Source organism: Vibrio alginolyticus NBRC 15630 = ATCC 17749, assembly GCF_000354175.2.
GTDB lineage: Bacteria > Pseudomonadota > Gammaproteobacteria > Enterobacterales > Vibrionaceae > Vibrio > Vibrio alginolyticus.
This window is the reverse complement of record NC_022349.1, coordinates 2,978,276-3,002,083: the sequence shown is the minus strand read 5'-3', so window position 1 is coordinate 3,002,083 and position 23,808 is coordinate 2,978,276. Positions and strand designations below refer to the sequence as shown.

22 protein-coding genes are annotated in these 23,808 nt (G+C 45.4%); 1 reads left to right on the top strand and 21 read right to left on the bottom strand.

All coding sequences use genetic code 11. From position 1 onward, the window contains the following. Positions 1-3 precede the first annotated feature (3 nt). The 3 genes from N646_RS13800 to guaB form a co-directional block, all read right to left on the bottom strand. Entirely contained in the window at positions 4-1,527 is a 1,524-nt protein-coding gene (locus N646_RS13800) for a Na+/H+ antiporter NhaC family protein (RefSeq protein ID WP_005381684.1), read from the bottom strand. Between the two features lie 165 nt (positions 1,528-1,692). Continuing rightward, positions 1,693-3,246 carry a glutamine-hydrolyzing GMP synthase gene (gene guaA, locus N646_RS13795; RefSeq protein WP_005383721.1) on the bottom strand — a complete coding sequence of 518 codons (1,554 nt, stop codon included), beginning with the start codon at positions 3,244-3,246 and terminating at the stop codon, positions 1,693-1,695. Between the two features lie 99 nt (positions 3,247-3,345). Further along, the gene (gene guaB, locus N646_RS13790) at positions 3,346-4,812 is read right to left on the bottom strand and encodes an IMP dehydrogenase (RefSeq protein ID WP_017633908.1); all 1,467 of its coding nucleotides are present in this window, start codon (positions 4,810-4,812) and stop codon (positions 3,346-3,348) included. Between the two features lie 231 nt (positions 4,813-5,043). Here guaB and xseA point away from each other — a divergent pair, with 231 nt between their 5' ends. After that, complete coding sequence (xseA, locus tag N646_RS13785) at positions 5,044-6,375, top strand: exodeoxyribonuclease VII large subunit (protein WP_017633909.1); 1,332 nt, start codon at positions 5,044-5,046, stop codon at positions 6,373-6,375. Positions 6,376-6,388: 13 nt separating this feature from the next. Here the strand turns inward: xseA and N646_RS13780 are convergent, their stop codons facing one another. The 18 genes from N646_RS13780 to N646_RS13695 all read right to left on the bottom strand — a co-directional run bounded on the left by N646_RS13780 (position 6,389) and on the right by N646_RS13695 (position 23,791). Further along, positions 6,389-6,613, bottom strand: coding sequence for a zinc ribbon domain-containing protein (locus N646_RS13780; protein ID WP_005381691.1), 225 nt, complete (start codon positions 6,611-6,613; stop codon positions 6,389-6,391). Positions 6,614-6,922: 309 nt separating this feature from the next. Next, entirely contained in the window at positions 6,923-7,798 is an 876-nt protein-coding gene (locus tag N646_RS13775; protein WP_031777263.1) for an alanyl-tRNA editing protein, read from the bottom strand. Positions 7,799-7,857: 59 nt separating this feature from the next. Next, positions 7,858-9,354 carry a ribosome biogenesis GTPase Der gene (der, locus tag N646_RS13770; RefSeq protein ID WP_017820569.1) on the bottom strand — a complete coding sequence of 499 codons (1,497 nt, stop codon included), beginning with the start codon at positions 9,352-9,354 and terminating at the stop codon, positions 7,858-7,860. A 167-nt stretch (positions 9,355-9,521) separates the two neighbouring features. After that, positions 9,522-10,682 carry an outer membrane protein assembly factor BamB gene (gene bamB / locus N646_RS13765; RefSeq protein ID WP_005381696.1) on the bottom strand — a complete coding sequence of 387 codons (1,161 nt, stop codon included), beginning with the start codon at positions 10,680-10,682 and terminating at the stop codon, positions 9,522-9,524. Between the two features lie 12 nt (positions 10,683-10,694). Continuing rightward, positions 10,695-11,309, bottom strand: a complete 615-nt coding sequence (locus N646_RS13760) for a YfgM family protein (RefSeq protein ID WP_005381697.1) — start codon at positions 11,307-11,309, stop codon at positions 10,695-10,697. A gap of 126 nt (positions 11,310-11,435) precedes the next feature. Next, positions 11,436-12,704 carry a histidine--tRNA ligase gene (gene hisS / locus N646_RS13755; protein WP_005381698.1) on the bottom strand — a complete coding sequence of 423 codons (1,269 nt, stop codon included), beginning with the start codon at positions 12,702-12,704 and terminating at the stop codon, positions 11,436-11,438. 26 nt (positions 12,705-12,730) lie between these two features. Next, complete coding sequence (gene ispG, locus N646_RS13750) at positions 12,731-13,849, bottom strand: flavodoxin-dependent (E)-4-hydroxy-3-methylbut-2-enyl-diphosphate synthase (RefSeq protein ID WP_005381699.1); 1,119 nt, start codon at positions 13,847-13,849, stop codon at positions 12,731-12,733. 6 nt (positions 13,850-13,855) lie between these two features. Continuing rightward, positions 13,856-14,806, bottom strand: coding sequence for a cytoskeleton protein RodZ (gene rodZ, locus N646_RS13745; protein ID WP_005383707.1), 951 nt, complete (start codon positions 14,804-14,806; stop codon positions 13,856-13,858). Positions 14,807-15,241: 435 nt separating this feature from the next. Further along, complete coding sequence (locus N646_RS13740) at positions 15,242-16,369, bottom strand: bifunctional tRNA (adenosine(37)-C2)-methyltransferase TrmG/ribosomal RNA large subunit methyltransferase RlmN (RefSeq protein WP_017633913.1); 1,128 nt, start codon at positions 16,367-16,369, stop codon at positions 15,242-15,244. 373 nt (positions 16,370-16,742) lie between these two features. Beyond that, a complete protein-coding gene (ndk, locus tag N646_RS13735) occupies positions 16,743-17,168 on the bottom strand; it encodes a nucleoside-diphosphate kinase (protein ID WP_005381702.1) in 426 nt (141 codons plus the stop codon). Between the two features lie 95 nt (positions 17,169-17,263). Then, on the bottom strand, positions 17,264-18,562 hold the full coding sequence (pepB, locus tag N646_RS13730) for an aminopeptidase PepB (protein WP_017820568.1): 1,299 nt from the start codon (positions 18,560-18,562) through the stop codon (positions 17,264-17,266). Between the two features lie 161 nt (positions 18,563-18,723). Continuing rightward, positions 18,724-18,918, bottom strand: coding sequence for a Fe-S cluster assembly protein IscX (gene iscX / locus N646_RS13725; protein ID WP_005381711.1), 195 nt, complete (start codon positions 18,916-18,918; stop codon positions 18,724-18,726). Positions 18,919-18,962: 44 nt separating this feature from the next. Beyond that, positions 18,963-19,301: an ISC system 2Fe-2S type ferredoxin gene (gene fdx, locus N646_RS13720; protein WP_005381713.1), complete on the bottom strand. Its 339-nt coding sequence runs from the start codon at positions 19,299-19,301 to the stop codon at positions 18,963-18,965. A gap of 13 nt (positions 19,302-19,314) precedes the next feature. Continuing rightward, positions 19,315-21,168 (bottom strand): Fe-S protein assembly chaperone HscA, encoded by a 1,854-nt coding sequence (gene hscA, locus N646_RS13715; protein WP_017820567.1) that lies wholly within the window; start codon positions 21,166-21,168, stop codon positions 19,315-19,317. Between the two features lie 21 nt (positions 21,169-21,189). After that, positions 21,190-21,705: a co-chaperone HscB gene (hscB, locus tag N646_RS13710; RefSeq protein ID WP_017820566.1), complete on the bottom strand. Its 516-nt coding sequence runs from the start codon at positions 21,703-21,705 to the stop codon at positions 21,190-21,192. Positions 21,706-21,760: 55 nt separating this feature from the next. Next, complete coding sequence (iscA, locus tag N646_RS13705) at positions 21,761-22,084, bottom strand: iron-sulfur cluster assembly protein IscA (protein WP_005381717.1); 324 nt, start codon at positions 22,082-22,084, stop codon at positions 21,761-21,763. A 70-nt stretch (positions 22,085-22,154) separates the two neighbouring features. Continuing rightward, positions 22,155-22,538, bottom strand: coding sequence for a Fe-S cluster assembly scaffold IscU (iscU, locus tag N646_RS13700; protein ID WP_005381718.1), 384 nt, complete (start codon positions 22,536-22,538; stop codon positions 22,155-22,157). A gap of 38 nt (positions 22,539-22,576) precedes the next feature. Then, on the bottom strand, positions 22,577-23,791 hold the full coding sequence (locus N646_RS13695; RefSeq protein WP_017820565.1) for an IscS subfamily cysteine desulfurase: 1,215 nt from the start codon (positions 23,789-23,791) through the stop codon (positions 22,577-22,579). Positions 23,792-23,808: the final 17 nt, after the last annotated feature.

Genomic DNA, 23,808 nt, shown 5'->3' with positions numbered 1-23,808 from the left:
TCTTTATTGTTCTGCCGAAACCACCTCTAGCTTCGCGGTTGACTTTTGTTTAGACAGCACAAAATAAACCACACACTGAGAAATAATTGCGGCAAGCACAATCACTGGTGAGGCGTTGATTCCAGCTAAAAGAAAACACCCCAATGCGATCATTCCATTGAGTAATGCGTAAGGTAATTGTGTACGGAAGTGCTCATACTGTTCACACCCCGCTCCTGTCGACGACAAAATCGTAGTTTCAGAGATGGGAGAACAGTGATCGCCAAACAAGCCACCAGATAATACCGCACCAATACAAACCAACAGTGGTGCATCAATCGCGACGGCAGTTGGGATCACTAATGGCATCATGATGGCAAACGTCCCCCAAGATGATCCCGTAGCGAACGAGATAATACCGGCCAGTAAAAACGCAACCGCTGGCAATAACCAGTAAGGGAAACCGGCTTGAGCTTGTTCAGCAATGTATGCAGCTGCACCTAATTCTTTCCCAACCGAGCTAAGCGCCCAAGCCAATACCAGAATCACCGCCACTGACATCATGTTTGACATCCCTTTCAGATAAACCTGAATACCATCCGAAAGCTTTCTTACGCCATAAAACGCCATCAGCGCAATTAAAGTGAAGGCCGCAAAGAAATATGCAGAAGAAAGTGCAGCTCTAAACGTTGATCCTGCCACTTTTTGAAATGGAAAACCGTGTGGCACGAGGATGGTACATAGAACCACCAGCATAACGAGCAAAGGTGCCCATACAAAACTAGATTTTGCATTTTTATGCGTAAACACATTCATGGACTCCTGCACTTTCCCAAAGTCGGAGCCCTGCTCTGCTAGTTGTTCAGCCTTCGCCATCGGTCCGAAATCTAATTTGAAGAAAGAGACAATCGGCACAATCGCGATCGCAAGAAAGGCGTAAAACTGATACGGGATCGCACCAATGAAAGCATCCCAATCACTCATACTGACATTCAGGGCAGTAAACTCTTTTTGAATCAATCCCATGATGTAAACGCCCCATCCGATAAAAGGGATCAAGATTGCGACGGGAGAGGAAGTAGAGTCGATAATAAAAGCTAATTTTTGGCGTGATACTTTTAACTTATCAAATAAAGGGCGAAAAACAGGGCCAACAATCAGTGGTGTACCAAGGTCTGAGAAGAAAATAACCACACCACCGAACCATGCGGACAGTTGAGCTTGGCATTTACTCGCAACCCATTGAGTAACCTTTTTAGCAAACGCCACACCACCGCCAGATTTCTCCATCAAGGCAACAAAGCCACCAATAAAGACCAAGAGCAAAATGACGCCCGCATTGTAGCTGTCAGTTAATTGCGGCAGTAGATAGCTTTTCATCAGTGCACTAAACGAGTCTAGTGGCCCTTTTTCGACAAATGTCCCTTCGAGCATAGCGACACCACTCACCACACCCGCGAATAAACCAACAACGACATTTCTTGTGGTCAGCGCGAGGAAAAGAGTAATAAGGATGGGAATGAGAGAGGTAACGTCAGCCTGTTCCATAGCAATACCATTTATGATAATTAAACAATTAAAATGAATATATATTTAATTTAACCGCATGTATATATCTCTCACAAAAAAGTTGAGCCACCTCTTCACAAACTTGAAGTACAAAAAAACCAGCCCGAAGGCTGGTTCTTATAAACTCAACTGTCTAGAGGAAAATCATTCCCACTCGATAGTCGCTGGTGGCTTACCAGAAATGTCGTAAACAACACGAGAAATGCCATCAACTTCGTTGATAATACGGTTAGATACCTTACCTAGGAAGTCGTATGGTAGGTGCGCCCAGTGTGCCGTCATAAAGTCGATGGTTTCTACTGCACGCAGTGATACAACCCAGTCGTATTTACGGCCATCGCCCATTACACCAACAGAACGTACTGGTAGGAATACCGTGAACGCTTGAGATACTTTGTCATATAGGTCTGCAGCGTGAAGCTCTTCAATAAAGATAGCATCAGCACGGCGTAGCAAGTCACAGTACTCTTTCTTGATTTCACCAAGAACACGAACACCTAGACCAGGACCTGGGAATGGGTGGCGGTAAAGCATGTTGTAAGGCAGGCCTAATTCTAGACCAATCTTACGAACTTCATCTTTGAACAGCTCACGTAGTGGCTCAACAAGACCCATTTCCATGTCATCTGGAAGACCGCCCACGTTGTGGTGCGATTTGATCACGTGCGCTTTACCAGTCTTAGATGCAGCTGACTCGATTACATCAGGGTAAATCGTACCTTGAGCTAGCCATTTCGCGTTTTTCAGCTTCTTAGACTCTTCATCGAATACATCTACGAATACGTGACCGATAGTCTTACGCTTCTCTTCTGGGTCAGACTTGCCTTCAAGTGCTTTGAGGAAGCGTTCTTCAGCGTCAACTTTGATAATGTTCAAACCAAATTGGTCGCCGAACATATCCATAACTTGTTGACCTTCGTTTAGACGAAGTAGACCGTTATCAACAAATACACACGTTAGCTTGTCGCCGATTGCGCGGTGAACCAGCATCGCAACTACCGATGAATCAACACCACCAGATAGACCTAGGATAACTTCGTCGTCACCCACTTGCTCTTTAATACGAGCAACCGCATCTTCGATGATAGATTCCGATGTCCATAAACGCTCACAGCCACATACGCCAAGAACAAAGTTCTCAAGCATTTGTAGGCCACCTTTTGTGTGTGTCACTTCTGGGTGGAACTGAACACCGTAGTATTTCTTCTCTTCATTCGCCATCGCAGCGTAAGGACAAGTGTCTGTCTCACCAACTTTTACGAAATCGGCTGGGATCTCTACTACTTTGTCGCCATGGCTCATCCAAACGTCTTGAGTTGCTTCAAGGTCTTTAAATAGAGCACATTCACCAGAAACTTTAACCTGAGCGTAGCCAAACTCACGTTCGTTAGAGCCCGCTACTTTGCCTCCTAGCTGTTCCGCCATGGTTTGCATGCCGTAACATACGCCAAGCAAAGGAACACCAGAATCAAACACATATTGAGGCGCGCGTGGAGAGTTCTCTTCCGTTACGCTTTCTGGACCGCCAGATAGGATAATGCCATCTGGGTTGAATTCGCGAATATCCGCTTCTTCTACATCCCAGCTCCATAGTTCACAGTAAACGCCGATTTCACGTACGCGGCGTGCTACTAATTGAGTGTACTGAGAACCGAAGTCCAAGATCAGAATACGTTGGTCATGGATATTTTTAGTCATTTTGAGCAGTCTTTTTAAGGCTAAGTGATTAAAACCGAGGCGAGTGTACTCGCCTCTTCTTAATGCTTCAAGGAAAAAGCAAACGTTTCCGTTAGGTAATTAGTTCCCTAGACGGTAGTTCGGCGCTTCCTTAGTAATTTGAACATCGTGTACATGAGACTCTTGCATACCTGCACCAGAGATACGTACAAATTCAGCTTTCGTACGCATATCTTCGATAGTTGCAGAACCAGTTAGACCCATGCTTGAACGTAGACCACCCATTTGTTGGTGTACGATCTCTTTTAGACGGCCTTTGTATGCGATACGACCTTCAATGCCTTCTGGTACTAGCTTGTCCGCTGCGTTGTCAGACTGGAAGTAACGGTCAGAAGAACCTTGAGACATAGCACCAAGAGAACCCATGCCGCGGTAAGACTTGTAAGAACGGCCATTGTATAGAATCACTTCACCCGGCGCTTCTTCAGTACCAGCAAACATAGAACCAACCATCACACATGATGCGCCAGCTACGATTGCTTTACAGATATCACCTGAGAAACGGATACCACCGTCAGCAATAACCGGAATACCATAATCATTAGCCACTTCTGCCGCATCTGCGATTGCAGTGATTTGTGGAACTCCCACACCCGTTACAATACGAGTTGTACAGATAGAACCAGGGCCGATACCCACTTTCACTGCGCTTACACCAGCTTCGATTAGTGCTTTAGCACCAGCACCAGTTGCTACGTTACCACCGATGATGTCTAGATCTGGGTATGCTGCGCGAGTTTCACGGATGCGGTTTAGTACACCTTCAGAATGTCCGTGTGAAGAGTCGATAAGTAGAATGTCAACGCCTGCTTCAACTAGAGCAGCAACACGCTCTTCGTTACCAGCGCCAGCACCAACGGCTGCGCCAACACGTAGGCGACCACGCTCATCTTTACATGCGTTTGGTTTACGTTCTGCTTTGTGGAAGTCTTTCGCAGTAATCATACCGGTTAGTTGGAACTCATCATTCACAACCAATACTTTCTCTACACGAGCTTCGTGCATTTTCTCTTGCACTTCTTCTCGTGTTGCACCTTCTTTAACTGCTGCCAACTTCTCTTTTGGCGTCATTACTGAAGATACTTTCTTAGAAAGGTCCGTCACAAAACGAACGTCACGACCAGTGATAATACCAACAAGCTCATTGCTCTCAGTGACAACAGGGAAACCTGCAAAACCATGTTTTTCAGTGAGTGCAACAACATCAGCGATGGTCGCGTCAGGGTTTACAGTAACCGCGTCAGTTACCATACCAGCTTCGAACTTCTTAACTTTACGAACTTCGGCTGCCTGCTGCTCAATAGACATGTTCTTGTGGATAAAGCCAATGCCACCCTCTTGCGCTAGCGCTATTGCTAGACGAGCTTCAGTAACAGTGTCCATAGACGCTGAAATCATTGGGATGTTTAGGGTGATGTTCTTAGTTAGCTGAGTGCGAAGATCAGCTGTGTTTGGGAGAACGGTGGAGTGTGCTGGCACAAGTAGTACGTCATCGAATGTCAGCGCTTCTTTGGCAATTCTTAGCATTTGCAATATCTCACAATTAGAGGAGTAAAAAGAACAATCCAATCTCATCGTTTCGCATAATGAGGGTAACCTGTGTTAGCAACAAGCTACATTTGGATTAGATATTGCGGAGGGATTATACGGTTAACGCAATCGCTTGACCACAAATTTTTTAATTTTTTTCTTGCAATTACCCCCTTGCTATGTATTATATTGCCGCTAATTTCCATACTCACGTCTAAGAGATTAGCTGTGCTCTCCAAGACCAATCAAAACATCTTTACTGTTTCTCGTCTCAACGCAGAAGTTCGTTTACTCCTTGAAAACGAAATGGGGATCGTTTGGCTCGTCGGAGAGATATCCAACTTTTCAGCTCCTGTCTCTGGTCACTGGTACCTCACTCTTAAAGACTCTCGCGCTCAAGTTAAATGTGCCATGTTTCGTGGTAACAATCGCCGCGTTACTTTCAAACCCGCTAACGGTAATCAAGTCCTAGTAAAAGCTCGTCTGTCTCTTTATGAGCCTCGCGGTGACTACCAATTGATCATCGAAAGCATGCAACCGGAAGGTGATGGCCGTCTTCAACAAGAGTTTGAAGAGCTGAAAATGAAGCTTGCAGCAGAAGGGTTGTTCGCGCAAATCAATAAGCAATCTTTGCCTGAGCACCCTAAACGTGTTGGCGTCATCACATCGAAAACTGGTGCCGCGCTTTACGATATCTTAGACGTATTGAAACGTCGTGATCCTTCCCTACCTGTTGTGATTTATCCGACAGTGGTACAAGGTGAGGACGCAGCCATTCAAATTGCACAAGCCATTGGTCGCGCTAACAGCCGTGATGAATGTGATGTACTAATTGTGGGCCGAGGTGGTGGTTCATTAGAAGACTTATGGTGCTTTAACAACGAGATATTAGCTCGCACGATTGCAGCAAGCCAAATTCCTATTATTAGCGCCGTTGGACATGAAGTTGACGTGACAATAGCTGATTTTGTCGCCGACGTACGCGCGCCTACTCCATCAGCAGCCGCTGAGCTAGTAAGCCGTGATAACAGCCACAAAGATCAAGCTTTAGTTACCCGCCAGCATAAGTTAGCGAGTGCGATGCGTTACTACCTAGCACAACAAAAGCAGCAATCTGCTCAATTAGTGCACCGTCTAGAGAGACAGCACCCAAGCTATCGCTTGCAACGTCAGACGCAACAGTTAGATGAGTTGGACATGCGCTTACAGCGAGCGATGAGTCGTTTTATTGCCTTGCGTCAACAGCGAATCGAGCGTCAACATTATCGGCTGCAATTAAATTCTCCTGTAACACGCCTTGCCGAGCAGAAGTCGAAGCTAGAACGTGTTGAGCAAAAGCTCATGGATGCAATGGATCGCAAGTTACTGACTATGCGCCATCAACTCGCGATTGCTGCAGAGAAGTTAGACACCGTCAGCCCACTAGCGACATTGAAACGAGGTTACTCAATTACTCAAACTGAGCAAGGTAAAGTAATTACGCAATCTTCAGATGTAAAGTCGGGAGATGTATTGATTACCCGGTTAGCCGAAGGCGACGTTCGTTCTACCGTTAACTGAATACAAACTCTGGTTAACTGACTTTCTGGAACTCAAATCGGACACGTGATTTTGATTTGAGTTCATTACACACATTACAAAAGTAACTCGCAGCACCGCATGCTTGCAGCTTCTCCAGCTCCGCCTCACAATCAGGGCAAAAACCTACCTTTTTAAAATCCGATTCACACTGTGCACAATGGTATTGTCCTGTCCATTCCAGTTCGACATTGCAAGTCGGGCAAATGTTCTGCTGCATATCCCGTTCCTCTCTCTAAACTAAGCAATTTCGAGTAACGCATGCTACTCAAAATAACGAACAAGTATGTTGATCTTCATCACCGCCCCAACAAGTTTCACGAGGCGTTAACCATACTTGATACGTAGGATCTTATACTGATCGTCTGATATTTACTCCTTGATCAGCGATCACCCCTTAAAAGAATATTTATATAACCACACACCGAAAGCATAAGTTACATATTCTGCATTCCAATTTAAGACAGAATAAAAAACCCTAGAGAGATTTAATTAAACGAAAAATCAGAATTTAATAAAAAGATCTTATTCAAAAAGCAGTGTTTACATTGGTGTGCATTTCGATAGTTTGAGCGTCGAGCTTAACGAGTTTAACTTGGATAAAAGCAAACTCATTTAAATGGCTCGCATGCGTTCCACCACAAGGGATTACCGCTAATTGACCTTCCCCTAAATCGCACTTCCAATAGCGAGAATCCGTTAATCTATCGCCGTGGCATTCCATGGTGATCATCGCATCTCTTTGAAGCCATTCAACCAGTTGGCCATTCACTTTTTCTGCAATCGCCTGGAGGTCATTCAGCATATCTGCACTGTTTAATCCTCTTTTACGGAGTGTTTTGCCTAAACGGTACGTATCGAGGCACTTGTCTGGAGTGACATAACTAGTAACTTGCGCATAGCTATTAAAGTCATAATAACCATGTGGGTCTTTGCGGTCTGCGTCTTTTCGCCAATAGTCTTCCGATAGTACTTTATTCAACGCCAAATACGCTAAGTGTCCTGCAGTGTGGCCTCGACTCAAAGCATTTTGATAGTCTTTATCTACCGCTAATGTTACCAAGTCATTAATTGCAAATGATTCCGTACGTGATAAAACATGCACGACGACAAACACCCAACCTTCAGCATCACGCTTTACAGGGATGTCACTACCCACATACAAAGCACCACTCTCCTGCTCCACTGCTCCAACTTGGCAATCTACTACGTCATGCTCAGCCCCATTCACCTTCAACGTTCCTTTGTCTGCAGGGTGATCCGGCCATATGTGACTAACGGGATGGAACGGCGTGACATCTGTAATAACGTAAGTCACTTCTTCCGTAGATTGAACGAGCTGTATTTGTGCTTCTAATTGCCATGTTTGATGACAAAAACGAGTCTTTGTTGCTGTGATAGTCATTTTTACGATTACTTTTGATAAAAAAATACCCAAGTAGAAACTTGGGTATTCGAATTTCATTATTTATTGCGGTTTTTCACCATCGACATCATACGCTTACGTTTACGCTCTTGTGATAGCGTAAGCTTATTCGTACGGTTCTCGTATGGGTTATCACTGTTGTGGAAGTTAATGCGAATCGGTGTTCCCATAATTTCCAGAGACTTACGGAAGTAGTTCATCAGATAACGTTTATACGAATCTGGCAATTCACGAACCATGTTACCGTGGATAACAACGATCGGTGGGTTGTAACCACCTGCGTGTGCGTATTTGAGTTTGATACGACGACCACGAACCATTGGCGGTTGGTGATCATCCACAGCCATCTTCATGATACGCGTCAGTACTGACGTACCCACACGCGTTGTCGCCGAGTTATATGCTTCTTGAATAGATTCAAACAAGTGACCAACGCCAGTACCGTGCAGCGCAGAGATAAAGTGGATACGCGCGAAGTCGACGAATCCTAGACGGCGGTCCAGTTCTTTCTTCACGCTTTCTTTCACGTCACTGTCTAGACCATCCCACTTGTTAACGGCGATGACAATTGAGCGGCCAGCATTCAGTGCAAAACCAAGCAAGCTTAGGTCTTGGTCTGAAATATTTTCACGTGCATCAATCACCAGTAGAACGACGTTTGCATCTTCTACCGCTTTCAGCGTCTTAACAACAGAGAACTTTTCAACCGTTTCATTGATACGACCACGACGACGAACACCTGCGGTATCAATTAGTACGTACTCGCGTCCATCACGCTCCATCGGGATGTAGATAGAATCGCGCGTTGTACCAGGCATATCGTATACAACCACACGTTCTTCACCCAGAATACGGTTAGTCAGTGTCGATTTACCTACGTTAGGACGACCGATGATCGCCAACTTAATCGGCTGCTCTTGAAGGCGTTTGAACTCTGCTTCTGCGTCTTCTTCAGTGTAATCTTCAACAAGAGGCTCTTCGTCTTCGAATCCAGTCAGGTCTTCAATCTCACCTTCTTCAGATTCACTTGTTAGTAGATCATCAAAGAATGGAGATAAAGCACGCTCAAGCAAAGCGGTCACACCACGGCCATGAGCGGCCGCAATCTGGTACATATCATCCACGCCGAGCTGCCAAAAGTCAGCACACGCCGCATCGGCATCAATACCATCGATTTTGTTTACTACCAGCATCGCTGGCTTTTCAATTTTACGCAGATGCGCAGCAATTGCTTCATCTGAAGGTGTCAGACCAGCACGACCGTCAACAAGGAACAATACAACATCAGCCTCATCAATCGCGGCTAATGACTGTTCTGCCATCTTTGTTTCCACGCCTTCTTCTGTGCCATCGATACCACCAGTATCAATCACAATGAATTCGTGCTCTTCACCAAGTCTCGCCTGGCCATATTTACGGTCTCGCGTTAGGCCTGGAAAGTCCGCAACCAACGCGTCACGAGTGCGAGTCAATCGGTTAAATAGTGTAGATTTACCTACGTTCGGACGCCCTACTAGAGCTACAACAGGTACCATAACAACCTCTACAATAATCTTTCTTCTGTAGTTATAGGTAACGACTTGCTCGATGCCAAATCAAACCAGCTTTTTACCTATAACCACGTCAGGGTTAATAAATTCAAACAACAAAACGGCTCCTAGCTGTCACCAGCCAGGAGCCGAATGTGAATTATATCACGATATTATTCGTTAATGGTTAGTTTCTTTACATCGCCGTTGCGAGTTGTAATCACATAACCATCCGACAATAACGTCGGGCCAACAGCCAAGCCGCTATCATCGACAAACTGCTGCGCAACAAATTCGCCCGTTGAACGATCCATCCAGTGAAGGTAACCAAGCGTGTCACCGACAACGAGATAATTGCCAACAATAACTGGCGCTGTAAGTTGTCGGTGCTCAAGCAAGCTGTTTTCCCACAACTCAGTCCCGCTTCGTGAATCAACGGCAACAACATGATCTTTTTCCGTTATCACAAAGATGCGACTACCATCTGTAGAAATGTCTGTCGCAGATGAGTAATTACGCTTCCAAATCGGGTTCGCTGAACGCAAGTCAATGGCGATAAGTTGACCATTGTATCCAATGGTGAAAAGAGTACCGCCTAGCACAATTGGCGATGAATCAACGTCAACCAAACGATCAATTTCTGTCGCGCCTTTTGGCGTACCAACAGGCTGTTGCCAAATCAACTGACCACGCTCAACGATAGCAGCTGCGAGTCGGCCATTTGCCGTTCCCCAAAATACACCGCCGCCAATTGCAGTCGGAGTACTGTCGCCACGTAAAGTTAAGTTCGGCACTTCTGTGCTCAATGCCCAGCGTTGCTCACCTGTACTCTCATTAAGGGCAATCAGCATGCCTCGGCTAGTATTGATGATAATAAGGCCTGAATCTGCAACTGGCTTCGCCAGTACCTCACCACCAACTTTTACACGCCAAACAATTTCACCTGTTTCTTGGTCAAGAGAGATGACTTCACCATTCTCAGAGCCAATGTAAAGGTTTCCGTATGCCGCTGTGATACCACCAGAGAGACGAGCAATGACATCTTCTTCTAGGTCCGTTTGCCAACGTTGTTTACCGTTTTCAGGATCCAGCGCTTTTACTAAGCCATCACGACTTGCCACGAACAATGTATCATTCGCAAATACAGGGGATAGTTTTGAAAAGTAATGACCAACACCATCGCCAACCGATGTGCTCCACTCACTACTGGTTGTAAACTGACTGTCTACCTGAGGTAGTGGCGCCATTACAATGGTGTCTTTCTCACCTGCACAACCGGCAAGTACTCCCATTGTTAACGCCCCTAGCAAGGCTTTCTTAAAGACTCTTTTCATCCAATGCGGTCCTTATTTCGCCAGATCGTCCAATTTCATTTGTAGTGTCGGGCTTGCATCTGCCGCTTGCTGAGCTTCAGTATACGCAGCGTACGCAGCATCTTTGTCACCTTGGCGAATCGCAATATCGCCACGAAGTTCAGCAATACGACCTGTCCATGCTGTATCAGTGACGTTACTTAGCTCTGCCGTTGCAGCGTCGAAGTTACCCATTTCCGTCTCAATACGCGCAATGCGGTAACTAATCAATGGTAACAACGCAGCATCTTGAGTGTTGCTTTGCGCCCACTTCAGTTGCTCCAATGCAGCAGAAAGGTCTTGAGCTTCAACTTGTGCTTTAGCAAGTTGTAGCGCAGCCAATACTGAATATTCTTTTACTTCATTTGACTCAATGAAAGCTTTCACGTCAGCTTGAGCATCAGTGCCTTTGTCTTGCAAAGCATTCATTGCTGTCGTGTAGCTTTGAGAAGCTGCTTCACTCGCCTGAATCACAGAATCCTGGTAGTAACGCCAGCCGAATAGACCACCTAAACCAACAACCGCACCGATGATGACGGCTTTGCCGTTTTCCTTCCACCAGTCTTTAATGGCTTCAACTTGTTGTTCTTCAGTATCGTAAAGTTCCACTTCCTGTCCTCTTAAAACATGTAAATGGCAGCTTAGCTGCCATTGTTCCTATTTCGTTTAAAGGCTCCACATTTGGGAGCCTTAGCTTACGAACTAGGATGTAATTTTGTTAGATTACTAAAAGACTTAAATCAGTGCTGCGATCTTTTCTGCAACTTCTGCTTGGTTGTAAGTCTCTTGCTCACCACCAGCTAAGTCTTTCAGTACTACGGTATTATCCGCAACTTCGTTTTCGCCCAGAACCAATGCTACAACAGCACCAACTTTGTCTGCGCGTTTAAACTGTTTCTTGAAGTTACCGCCACCGAAGTGATTCATCACACGAACGCCTGGAACAGACTCGCGAAGCTGTTCTGCTAGCTTCATTCCTGCCATCATGGTGCCTTCACCCGCAGTGACTACGTACACGTCAACACTGCGACGAACGTCTGTCAGTTCCAACGTTTCTAGCATCAGTACTAGACGCTCTAGGCCCATTGCAAAGCCAACCGCTGGTGTTGGTTTACCACCTAATTGTTCTACAAGGCCATCGTAACGACCACCGCCACATACAGTGCCTTGAGCACCTAGGCTCTCAGTGATCCACTCAAATACCGTGCGATTGTAGTAATCCAGACCACGAACTAGACGTTCGTTAACTGTGTATTTGATACCTGCAGCGTCTAAAAGTTCACATAGACCTGCGAAGTGTGCTTTAGATTCTTCACCCAAGTAATCTGAAAGGCGAGGCGCATCACCTAAAATAGCTTGAACGTCTGGGTTCTTCGTATCCAGAACACGCAGTGGGTTCGTGTGCATGCGACGCTTACAATCTTCATCTAGCACATCAATATGTTGCTCAAGGAATGCAACCAGTGCAGTACGGTAGTCTGCGCGGTCTTCTTGAGAACCGATAGAGTTCAGCTCAAGACGAACATGTTCATTGATACCTAGCTCACGCCATAAACGCGCCGTCATCATGATAAGCTCTGCATCAACATCTGGACCATTTAGACCAAACACCTCAACACCACACTGGTGGAATTGACGGTAACGACCTTTCTGCGGACGTTCATGGCGGAACATAGGCCCCATGTACCACAGACGCTGTTCATCACGGTTGATAAGGCTGTTTTGAATACATGAACGTACACAACCCGCCGTACCTTCAGGGCGAAGTGTTAGGCTGTCGCCGTTACGGTCATCAAAGGTGTACATTTCTTTTGAAACGACGTCTGTTTCTTCACCAACAGCGCGGCTGAATAGGTTTGTTTCTTCAACGATTGGCATGCGCACTTCGTTATAACCGTATGCGCTAATTACATTTTTCACTGTGTTTTCTAGTTTTTGCCACAGTGGCGACTGAGTTGGGAGGCAATCGTTCATGCCTCGAATTGCTTGAATTGTTTTTGCCACAATACTTACCGTAATTCTCGTTGAGATTAATCTTGTACTTTAACTTCGATGCGGTTTTCGCCATTCATCATAGCTGCTTTCGCACGGATCTTAGCTTCTAGCTTATTCACAAGGTCATCGTTATCAAAGCGCTCTTTCTGGCGTTTACCATCTTCGTAGAATGCGCTCTTCTTGTTACTACCTGCTAGACCTAAGTGAGAAACTTCTGCTTCACCAGGGCCGTTTACCACACAACCGATGATAGACACATCCATTGGCGTGATGATGTCTTCTAAACGTTGCTCCAGTGCATTCACCGTACCAATCACATCGAATTCTTGGCGTGAGCAGCTTGGGCACGCAATAAAGTTGATGCCTCGAGAGCGAATGCGCAGAGATTTAAGGATGTCGAAACCGACTTTGATTTCTTCAACTGGATCGGCAGCCAAAGAGATACGCAGCGTATCGCCTATCCCTTCAGATAACAGCATACCTAAGCCAACAGATGACTTAACAGCGCCAGCTCGAGCACCACCCGCCTCTGTGATACCTAAATGAAGAGGCTGATCGATTTTCTTCGCCAGCAGACGATATGAATCCACCGCAAGAAAAACGTCTGAAGCTTTCACGCTAACTTTAAATTGGTCAAAGTTAAGACGATCGAGATGATCTACGTGACGCATCGCCGATTCAACCAAGGCTTCTGGCGTAGGCTCACCGTATTTCATCTGTAGATCTTTTTCCAAAGATCCACCATTGACACCAATACGGATCGGGATATTTTTATCGCGAGCGCAATCAACAACAGCGCGAATGCGCTCTTCATTGCCGATGTTACCTGGGTTGATACGTAAACAGTCAACTCCGTACTCCGCCACTTTCAGCGCGATACGATAGTCGAAATGAATATCAGCCACTAATGGTACAGAAACTTGCTGTTTAATCAGTTTGAAAGCTTCTGCTGCGTCCATCGTAGGTACAGAAACTCGAACGATATCTGCGCCGACTTTTTCTAGTGCTCGGATTTGAGCGACTGTCGCTTCTACGTCAGTCGTGCGAGTGTTAGTCATTGACTGTACTGCAATTGGCGCACCATCACCAATTGGCACATCACCCACATAAATACGCGTCGATTTACGACGAATAATTGGAGATTCGTGTTGCATAATTTTTTATAACGGTAGAGTGAATCTAGCTACTTTGCCTGAAGTATACCCAGAAAGGTCGACAGGTTCACTTGCAAATGTCATTGTAACCCCTTCCGGTGCGCCTAATATCACTTTAAATGGCGCTTTTCCGGTAAGTTCTACATCTTGTCCTGGCTTATGAGTACCACTTACCAGCGTTTTACCATTGGTGTCTTTTACTTGAATCCAACAGTCCGCTTTAAACTTCATAGTAAGAAGTGTCATGCCTTCAGGTACTACTGGCGCAGGCTGTTCCTCTTCCGCCGCTTCAATCACGGCAACAGGTTCTTCAGAATCTACGCTTGTTGTATTTTCAGTTTCAGTCAGCAAAGGATCCGCCCCTTGCTCAACGGGTGCTTCAGTCAATTCAGCAACACCTTCATTAGTTGAAGCAACTTCTTCAGGAGTGCTTGCGATTAACTCTTCAGCCGTCATCAAATCGATATCAGCTAATTCTTGAGCAGTGGGCTGCGGCGCTTCAACACTTGAATCCGTTACTTCCTTAGTTAGGCTATTCTCTTGTTGGTTTTGCCACCACCATGCAGCTGAAATGCCAATAATGACTAGCCCGATAACCCAAGTAAGGAGCATAATACGGCTATTGTGCTTCTCGTCTTTTGTTTTACGAGAGAAGCTTTGCATTTCAATTTCTTGCTCTTGAGGCTGAGCATCGGCAGTCTGCTCTAACGCCGTCAAAACCACCTTCTCATCAAGACCTACGAATTTAGCGTAAGAGCGTAAGTAACCACGCGTAAATGTCGCGACTTGTTGAGATTCAAATCGGTTATTTTCAATATCTTCAATCACAGAAATGCGAAGCCTCAGGCGGTCGGCAACTTGCTTTTGGCTCATTCCCAAGGATTCACGTTTGTTTTTCAGTAATGTGCCAGCTTCAATAGAGAGTGGCACTTCATTCGTATTTTCGTGTTCTGTCATAATGGCGGTATTTAATCTGTTTTAGTGGCTAACGTGGTCATGTATTTTCGTTATTGTTCTTAAGCCTCTTTAAAGATAGCTAGCCAAAACGCGTTAACCAAAAATAATAATTTTAAGAAACTCTCAGCGATCTGAGTGCGAATACCCGTTTTGCAAAAATCAGCAAAACGTATGTGAGAAAGTGCTGAGAATTATCGGTGTCATCGTTAGTGTTACATATCATGATAAGCGAATGCGCAACGAAGACAAAAACTCTTTACACTCAAACTAACAGATAGCTCAAGCTTTTGTCCAAACTTTGACAAAGGAATTCGAAATTATACCCAAATAACCTTAGGTTGAAGAGTGATAGTCCCAAATCTTGGCGAAAATGTCCTAAACAATAAACAAAATAGCCAGAGCGAATGGCTCTGGCTATTTTTGAATTCCGGTCGTTTATACAGCTTTCACTTCAATGGTATCGGCACCGCGTGACGCTTTCAGCATTGCCGTACGTTTAGTTCGGTCAATTACATCACCGACCAACTGACCACATGCGGCATCAATGTCATCACCACGTGTTTTACGAACCGTAACTGTGTGCTCGTATTGCATCAATGTTTTTTGGAAGCGATCAATACGTGAGTTACTTGGTTTCTTGTAAGGTGAACCTGGGTACGGGTTAAACGGAATCAAGTTAATCTTACATGGTGTGTCTTTCATCAATTCAGCCAGTTCACGAGCATGGTCCATGTCATCGTTCACATGATCAAGCAACACGTACTCGACTGTTACCTTGCCACGGTTTGCATTCGATGAAGCAATGTAACGACGAACGGATGCTAGGAAATCTTGAATATCCCAACGATCGTTAATTGGCATGATTTCACTACGCAGCTTATCGTTTGGCGCATGAAGAGAGATCGCTAACGCAACGTCGATTTTGCCCGTCATCTGATCAAGACCAGAAACGACACCTGATGTTGATACGGTTACGCGACGCTTCGACAAACCAAAGCCAAGGTCATCCAGCATTAACTCCAATGCAGGAATCAAGTTCTTCATATTAAGAAGCGGCTCACCCATGCCCATCATCACGACGTTCGTAATTGGGCGACGGCCTGTTTCTTTCTCAAGACCAATTTCACGTGCAGCACGCCACACCTGACCGATGATCTCTGAAACTTTCAAGTTACGGTTAAAGCCCTGCTGTGCTGTTGAGCAGAACTTACATTCCAATGCACAACCTACTTGAGAAGATACACAAAGCGTTGCGCGATCATCTTCTGGAATGTAAACCGTTTCTACATCCTGATCACCAACCTTCATTGCCCACTTGATCGTGCCGTCTGAAGAATGCTGAGCTTCTGCTACAGTTGGTGCTTTAATTTCACACTTGTGTAAAAGCTTTTCGCGCAGCTTCTTGTTGATGTTTGTCATTTTTTCGAAGTCATCTACACCGAAATGGTAGATCCACTTCATAACCTGATCGGCACGAAACGCTTTCTCGCCAAGTTCTTCCGCGAAAAACTGACGCATGCCTTTGCGATCAAAGTCGAGTAGATTGATTTTTTCAGTGGTCATGTTGCCTCTCAATGACTGAAACAAGAATAAGGGCGCGAATTGTACAGCCTTTATGCAGCTACAACAAGGGGTGTAAGACCCTGAGTTTGCTAAGGCATTAAAATAAAAACGATTAAATTTTAATCAGACTTTACGGTGAGAATAATGATTAGACAACCGACAACAAAAGCGTAGAAGTGGTACAGAGAAAACAGTGAGAACAAACACACGTAACTAAGCTTTCACCCCTGTAAGATGCTCAGATTAGCCAACATCTTCGCGAATAATTACGAATGAACTCGCAGGTGAAATGGAGAACGCGGAATAAAAAACCTCGGACAATTCCGAGGTTATTACGAACTAGATCATCACGCAAAAGTGATGCATGAACGAGTTAGCGAGAGAAAACTTCTGATTCAGGGAAGAAAAACTCAATTTCACGAGCGGCAGACTCAGGGCTATCTGAACCATGAACTGAATTGTGACGCATGCTGAGTGCGTAATCAGCACGCAAAGTGCCACATGCCGCGTCCTCTGGGTTGGTTTTACCCATTAGCTCGCGGTAACGTGCAATCGCATTTTCGCCTTCCAATACCTGAACCATAATAGGACCAGATGTCATGAACTCTTTTAGAGGAGGGAAAAACTCTTTACCTTCATGCTCTGCATAAAAGCCGCTTGCCTGATCTTCTGTCAGGTGAACCATTTTGGCAGCGATGATACGTAGGCCAGCCTTTTCAATACGATTGTAGATTTCACCAATTAGGTTTCGCTCTACAGCATCAGGCTTAATGATTGAAAATGTTCTTTCTAGAGCCATAAAATTTCCTTTCTGTACTTGTAATAATAGTTGTGCTTTTAAAGTGACTTACTGGGTAAGAGCAGCACTCAAACAAGAGAGTGCTGCAATCAATCTTATTTTCCAGCTTGCTCATTGAGGAAACGAGCAAGTGTACGAACACCCATACCCGTTGCTCCCGCAGCCCATTTATCAGAAGCGGCTTTACGATACGTACCCGCACAGTCGAAATGTAACCAGCCTTTTTTGTAGTCCTCAACGAAGTAAGACAAGAATGCAGCTGCAGTACTTGCACCTGGAGAATAATCACCAGAGCTGATATTCGATAAATCGGCAAAATTAGATGGCAGCATTTCTCGATGGAAATCAGCAAGTGGTAGCGGCCACAAGCCTTCTTTTTCCTGGTTTGCCGCCGTAAGCGCTTGATGCGATAGCTCATCATCAAAGCTCATTAGCGCATGGTAATCGTTACCTAACGCATTCTTCGCTGCGCCTGTTAGTGTCGCGCAGTCAATGATTAACTCAGGCTTTTGCTCACTGGCGTAGATAAGACCGTCTGCAAGCACCAAGCGACCTTCCGCGTCGGTATTCATAATCTCAACGGTTTTGCCGTTTTTGTAAGTGATGATGTCGCCAAGCTTAAGGGCACGGCCAGAAACCATGTTCTCAGCACAACACAAGATCAGTTTTACGCGCTTGTTTAAACCGCGCAAGATAGCTAATCCTAGGCCACCAGTTATAGTACCCGAGCCACCCATATCTGCTTTCATTGCACTCATGAAGGTAGAAGGCTTCAAGCTGTAACCACCGGAATCAAAGGTGATGCCTTTACCCACAAGACATGCGAATACAGGTGCGTTTTCGTCACCAGTTGGGTTGTAGTCTAACTGAAGCATCGCAGAAGTACGCTCAGAACCACGGCCTACTGCGTAAATACCTTCCCAACCTTCTGCCAACAAGTCTTTGTCTTTGACGATACGTGCTGTCACCGTGCCTTTCGGCGCAACAGATTTGATGAATTCAGCAGCCATTGTCGCTAGCTGACGAGGAGCAACTTCTTCTGCCGTTTTGTTGATAATATCGCGGGTAAAATCAGTCGAAGTAATACGAGCTTGAAGCTCTGCTTGATCTTCATCAGACAATGCTGCCCACTCAACTGAGCCATGTTTTTTAGGGTTACGGAACCCTTGGTGGAAAGCCCATACGCTCTCTAGATCCCAGTTATCACCAGAAAGAAAAATAGAACGAATTCCTTGGCCATCTAGCTGACGAGCTGCACGTTGAATTGCGCCGAGATCATGACCTTGACCTAAGTGAATAGTTGCGCCGTTTTCAGCGAATGAAAGCAGTGCTTTTTCACCCCAATGTGGTGCTGCCGACTCTTGACTTAAAAATACAGACATCTGTGTAGACATGGTTTCTCCTTGTCTTATAGCAGCGTTGCCTACGCTGCTTCTTTTTAATAACTCACGGATGTTAGCATTATGTAGGGCAAAAATGTCAATTGGATAAAAAAACGGACCTAAAGGTCCGCTTTTTTTAGTAAGAATTGTTAACTAGGCTGTGTTTTACAGACTTAGTCTGCTTCGTCCATCCAGCACATGATAACGGCTTCTAGAATCTTTTCATTAGAACGGTTTGGCTCATCGTCAAACTCATCTAACTCCATGATCCATTGATGAAGATCGGTAAAACGCACTGTTTTTGGATCGACATCTGGAAACTTGTCACAAAGTTCAATCGCGATATCGCGAGAATCTGTCCATTTCATTGCTCATCTTCCTTTTGCTTCTTCCCTATATTGGGAAGATAGTTTTAGTGATCTTCTGAAGCGTGGTTTAGTGTGTATTTAGGAATTTCTACCACCAAGTCTTCATCAGCAATTCTCGCCTGACACCCTAGGCGTGACTCAGGCTCTAGACCCCACGCTTTATCTAGCATGTCGTCTTCTAGTTCTTCACTTTCTTCTAGTGAATCAAAACCTTCACGGATGATTACGTGGCAGGTAGTACACGCACATGACTTCTCACACGCATGTTCAATACCGATACCGTTTTTTAGCGCTACGTCTAGAACGGTGTCACCAGAGTTTGCTTCCAACACTGCACCTTCTGGGCACAAATCGTCGTGTGGTAATACAATAATCTTAGGCATAACTACTTATCTCTTATATATCGTCTACTGATTGACCTGACAACGCAGCTCGAATCGATTTATCCATACGGCGTGATGCGAAATCTTGGCTCGCTTTATCGGTATCTTTAATGCCTTGCTCTATCGCATCTGCATCATCACCATTACGCAGCTCAATCAAGGCTTCGATGGCTTTAATCAAGTTTTGTTTCTCTTGTTCTGATAGTAAGTCATCACCATCAGCTTGCATCGCTGCAATCAAACCTTCTATCACTCGGTCGGCTTCAACACGCTGCTCAGCTAAGGCACGAGCTTGCATGTCTTCTTTTGCGTGCGTCATTGAATCACGCAACATATCCGCCACTTCATTGTCACTTAAGCCGTAAGAAGGTTTTACTTGAATCTCTGATTGAACACCAGTGCTCTTCTCCATTGCCGTAACAGAAAGAAGGCCATCTGCGTCAACTTGGTAAGTCACGCGAATATGTGCCGCACCCGCTGCCATCGGAGGAATACCTTTTAACGAGAAGCGAGCAAGTGAACGACAGTCATCAACCATTTCACGTTCACCTTGTACCACATGAACACTCATCGCCGTTTGGCCATCTTTGAATGTGGTAAATTCTTGCGCACGCGCAACGGGAATCGTAGTGTTGCGGGGGATGATCTTCTCGACCAAACCACCCATGGTTTCAATACCGAGCGACAGTGGAATCACATCAAGAAGCAACATTTCAGAGTCAGGTTTGTTACCCGCTAGGATATCAGCTTGGATACCCGCGCCGATTGCAACAACTTCATCAGGGTTAATGCTTGTCAGGGGTGTGCGACCAAAAAACTCGCCTACCATTTCACGAACCAGCAATGTACGGGTTGAGCCACCAACCATGACGACCTCGAGTACTTCATCTGCGTCGACATCCGCATCTTTTAATGCGCGACGACAAGACATCAGGGTTTTCTTCACTAGCGGACGAATCAGATCTTCGAACTGCTCGCGAGTCACGGTGCCTTTCCAACCAAAAACGTCAACGTCAACACTGTCTTGCTCAGAGAAAGCAATCTTAGCTTCAGTAGCAATGTTCAACAGTGTACGGTTCTTTTCTGCAGAAAGCGGAGCTTCTAGACCCGCTTGCTCCATTAAATAATCGGCAAATAGATGGTCGAAGTCGTCACCGCCTAATGCAGAATCGCCACCTGTTGCTAATACTTCAAATACGCCTTTCGATAAACGTAGGATAGAGATATCAAAAGTACCGCCACCTAGATCGTAAACCGCAATCACACCTTCTTGACCAGAGTCTAGGCCATAAGCAATTGCCGCAGCGGTTGGTTCATTAAGTAGACGGAGAACATGAAGACCAGCTAATTTCGCCGCATCTTTTGTACCTGCACGTTGCGCGTCATCAAAGTAAGCAGGAACGGTAATAACGACACCTGCTAACTCACCACCTAACGTATCTTCAGCTCGCTTACCCAATACTTTTAGGATGTCCGCAGATACTTCAATCGGGTTTTTGTCACCTTGAGGTGTTTGCAGAATTGGCAGGCCGTTTTCACTCTCTTTAAAACGATAAGGAAGTGAAGAGTAACGGGACTGAATGTCCTTTAATGAACGACCGATCAAACGTTTTACAGAGATAATCGTGTTCTCTGGTTCAAACTCTGCTTTGGCTTTAGCTTCGTGGCCGACCGTTAACGTTTCCTCAGCGTAATTAACGACTGAAGGTAAAATAGTACGGCCCTGCTCGTCCGCAAGTGGAGTTGCATCGCCGCTACGTACAGAAGCAACCAAAGAGTTGGTAGTACCTAAGTCGATACCCGCTGCTAACTTATGCTCATGAGGTGCCGAGCTTTGGCCCGGTTCTGCGATTTGAAGTAGTGCCATGATAGGTCCTTGTCACGCTTACTAGCCGAGGAGTTTGTCTTCGACTAGCTCAATTTCGTTCTTTAGTTTGGCAATGAATTTTAGCTTACGAACTCGGTCTGCGGCTTCAGCCCATAGACCATCATCAAGCTCTTGCTCGACGCTTGCCAGATGCTGTTTGTACATTTTGCTGACCTTAGAATCGAAGTCAAAAAGCGCCGATTCGGGATCGGAGCTGTCAGCAATCTCTTCCAGTTCTTCGCGCAGTTCCATTTGCTCCATTAAGAACATCGGATCTTGCATTGTTTGCTGTTCACCTCGGATCTCAACACCTTGCTCTGCGAGGATATACTCGGCGCGAGAAATAGGATTTTTCAGAACTTGATAGGCATCGTTGATTTGCGCCGCCTTTTGCACCGCCATCAAACGGTCACGTTCTGAGCCCGTTGCAAAGTTATCCGGGTGGAAGCGTTTTTGTAGTTCTCGGAACTGAGAAGAAAGAAGGCTACCATCCAGCTTAAACTGACTTGGTAGCCCAAATAATTCAAAGTGATTCATTAAGTTCGGGTCCTAGTAAAGCCTTCCGGACTCGTTTGCCCAGAAGGACAATCAATTAGACGTTGAAGCTTTCACCACAACCACATTCACTTTTCGCGTTAGGGTTGTTGAATTCAAAACCTTCATTCAACCCTTCTTTCACGTAATCCAATTCAGTACCATCTAGGTACACTAAGCTCTTTTGATCGATGATAATTTTCACTCCAGAGAGTTCAAATACTTCGTCTTCTTCATTGAGCTCATCAACAAACTCAAGTACGTATGCCATGCCGGAACAACCAGTCGTCTTCACTCCAAGACGTAAACCGATACCCTTGCCTCGGTTATCTAGGAATGCTCTTACGCGACTTGCCGCTGATTCTGTCATTGTGATGGCCATACTGCACCTTAGTCTGTCTAAATTTCGATTGGAATGGGAGCGTCAAAGCTCCCATTATATTACGGAATAATTATTCTTGGTGTTTTTTCTTGTAGTCAGCAACCGCTGCTTTGATTGCATCTTCAGCAAGAATAGAACAGTGAACTTTCACTGGTGGAAGCTCTAGCTCTTCAGCAATCTCAGAGTTTTTAATTGCTGCCGCTTCATCAACTGACTTACCTTTTACCCACTCAGTTACTAGTGAGCTTGATGCGATTGCACTACCACAACCGTATGTTTTGAACTTCGCATCTTCGATGATACCTTCAGGTGTCACTTTGATTTGAAGCTTCATTACGTCACCACACGCAGGAGCGCCAACCATGCCGCTACCTACTGATGGATCTTCTTTATCGAATGAACCAACGTTACGTGGGTTCTCGTAGTGATCAATTACTTTTTCGCTGTATGCCATGATAAATTACCTCGAATCCTCTATTTCAATCCCTGAGATTAATGGTGAGCCCATTCAACAGTGCTCAAATCAATCCCTTCTTTGTACATATCCCATAGAGGAGACATGTCGCGTAGCTTAGTCACTGCAACGCGGATTTGTTCAATTGCGTAATCAATTTCTTCTTCAGTCGTGAAACGACCAAACGAGAAACGAACCGAGCTGTGAGCCAATTCGTCATCCATGCCTAGGGCACGAAGAACGTAAGAAGGCTCAAGGCTTGCAGACGTACAAGCACTACCAGAAGATACCGCTAGATCTTTAAGCGACATTAGTAGTGATTCACCTTCTACGAATGCGAAGCTGATGTTTAGGTTGTGTGGTACACGCTGCTCAAAGTCACCGTTTACCGTCACTGCTTCTAAGTCTTTCACGCCATCAAAAAGACGGTTACGAAGCGCTAAAGCATGATCGTAATCTTTTTGCATGTCTTCTTTTGCAATGCGGAATGCTTCACCCATACCTACGATTTGGTGAGTAGGAAGTGTACCAGAGCGGAAACCACGCTCATGACCGCCACCGTGCATTTGCGCTTCAAGACGAATACGAGGCTTACGACGTACGTAAAGTGCACCGATACCTTTAGGACCGTAAACTTTGTGAGCAGAAAGTGAAATTAGATCAACTTTCATCTCTTGAACGTCGATTGGTAATTTACCAGCAGATTGCGCAGCATCCACGTGGAAAACAATTTTACGCTCACGGCACAGTTCGCCGATCGCTGTAATGTCTTGAACCACACCAATCTCGTTGTTTACATGCATAATAGACACAAGCACCGTGTCATCACGCATGGCTGCTCTAAGCTTCCCTAGATCGATCAAGCCATTTGATTCTGGCTCAAGGTAAGTCACTTCAAAGCCTTCACGCTCAAGTTGACGACATGGGTCAAGAACGGCTTTGTGCTCTGTTTTACAAGTGATTACGTGCTTGCCTTTCTTCGAGTAAAAGTGCGCTGCACCTTTAATCGCAAGGTTGTCTGATTCTGTCGCACCAGATGTAAATACGATTTCGCGAGGATCTGCATTTAGAAGGTCAGCAATTTGCTCACGAGCAGTATCGACCGCTTCTTCTGCCTGCCAGCCGTAACGGTGCGAACGTGACGCTGGGTTGCCAAATGTGCCATCCATTGTCATGTACTGAACCATTTTTTCAGCAACACGTGGATCAACTGGACATGTAGCGGAATAATCAAGATAAATCGGCAGTTTCATTCTCTACTCCAATGTAA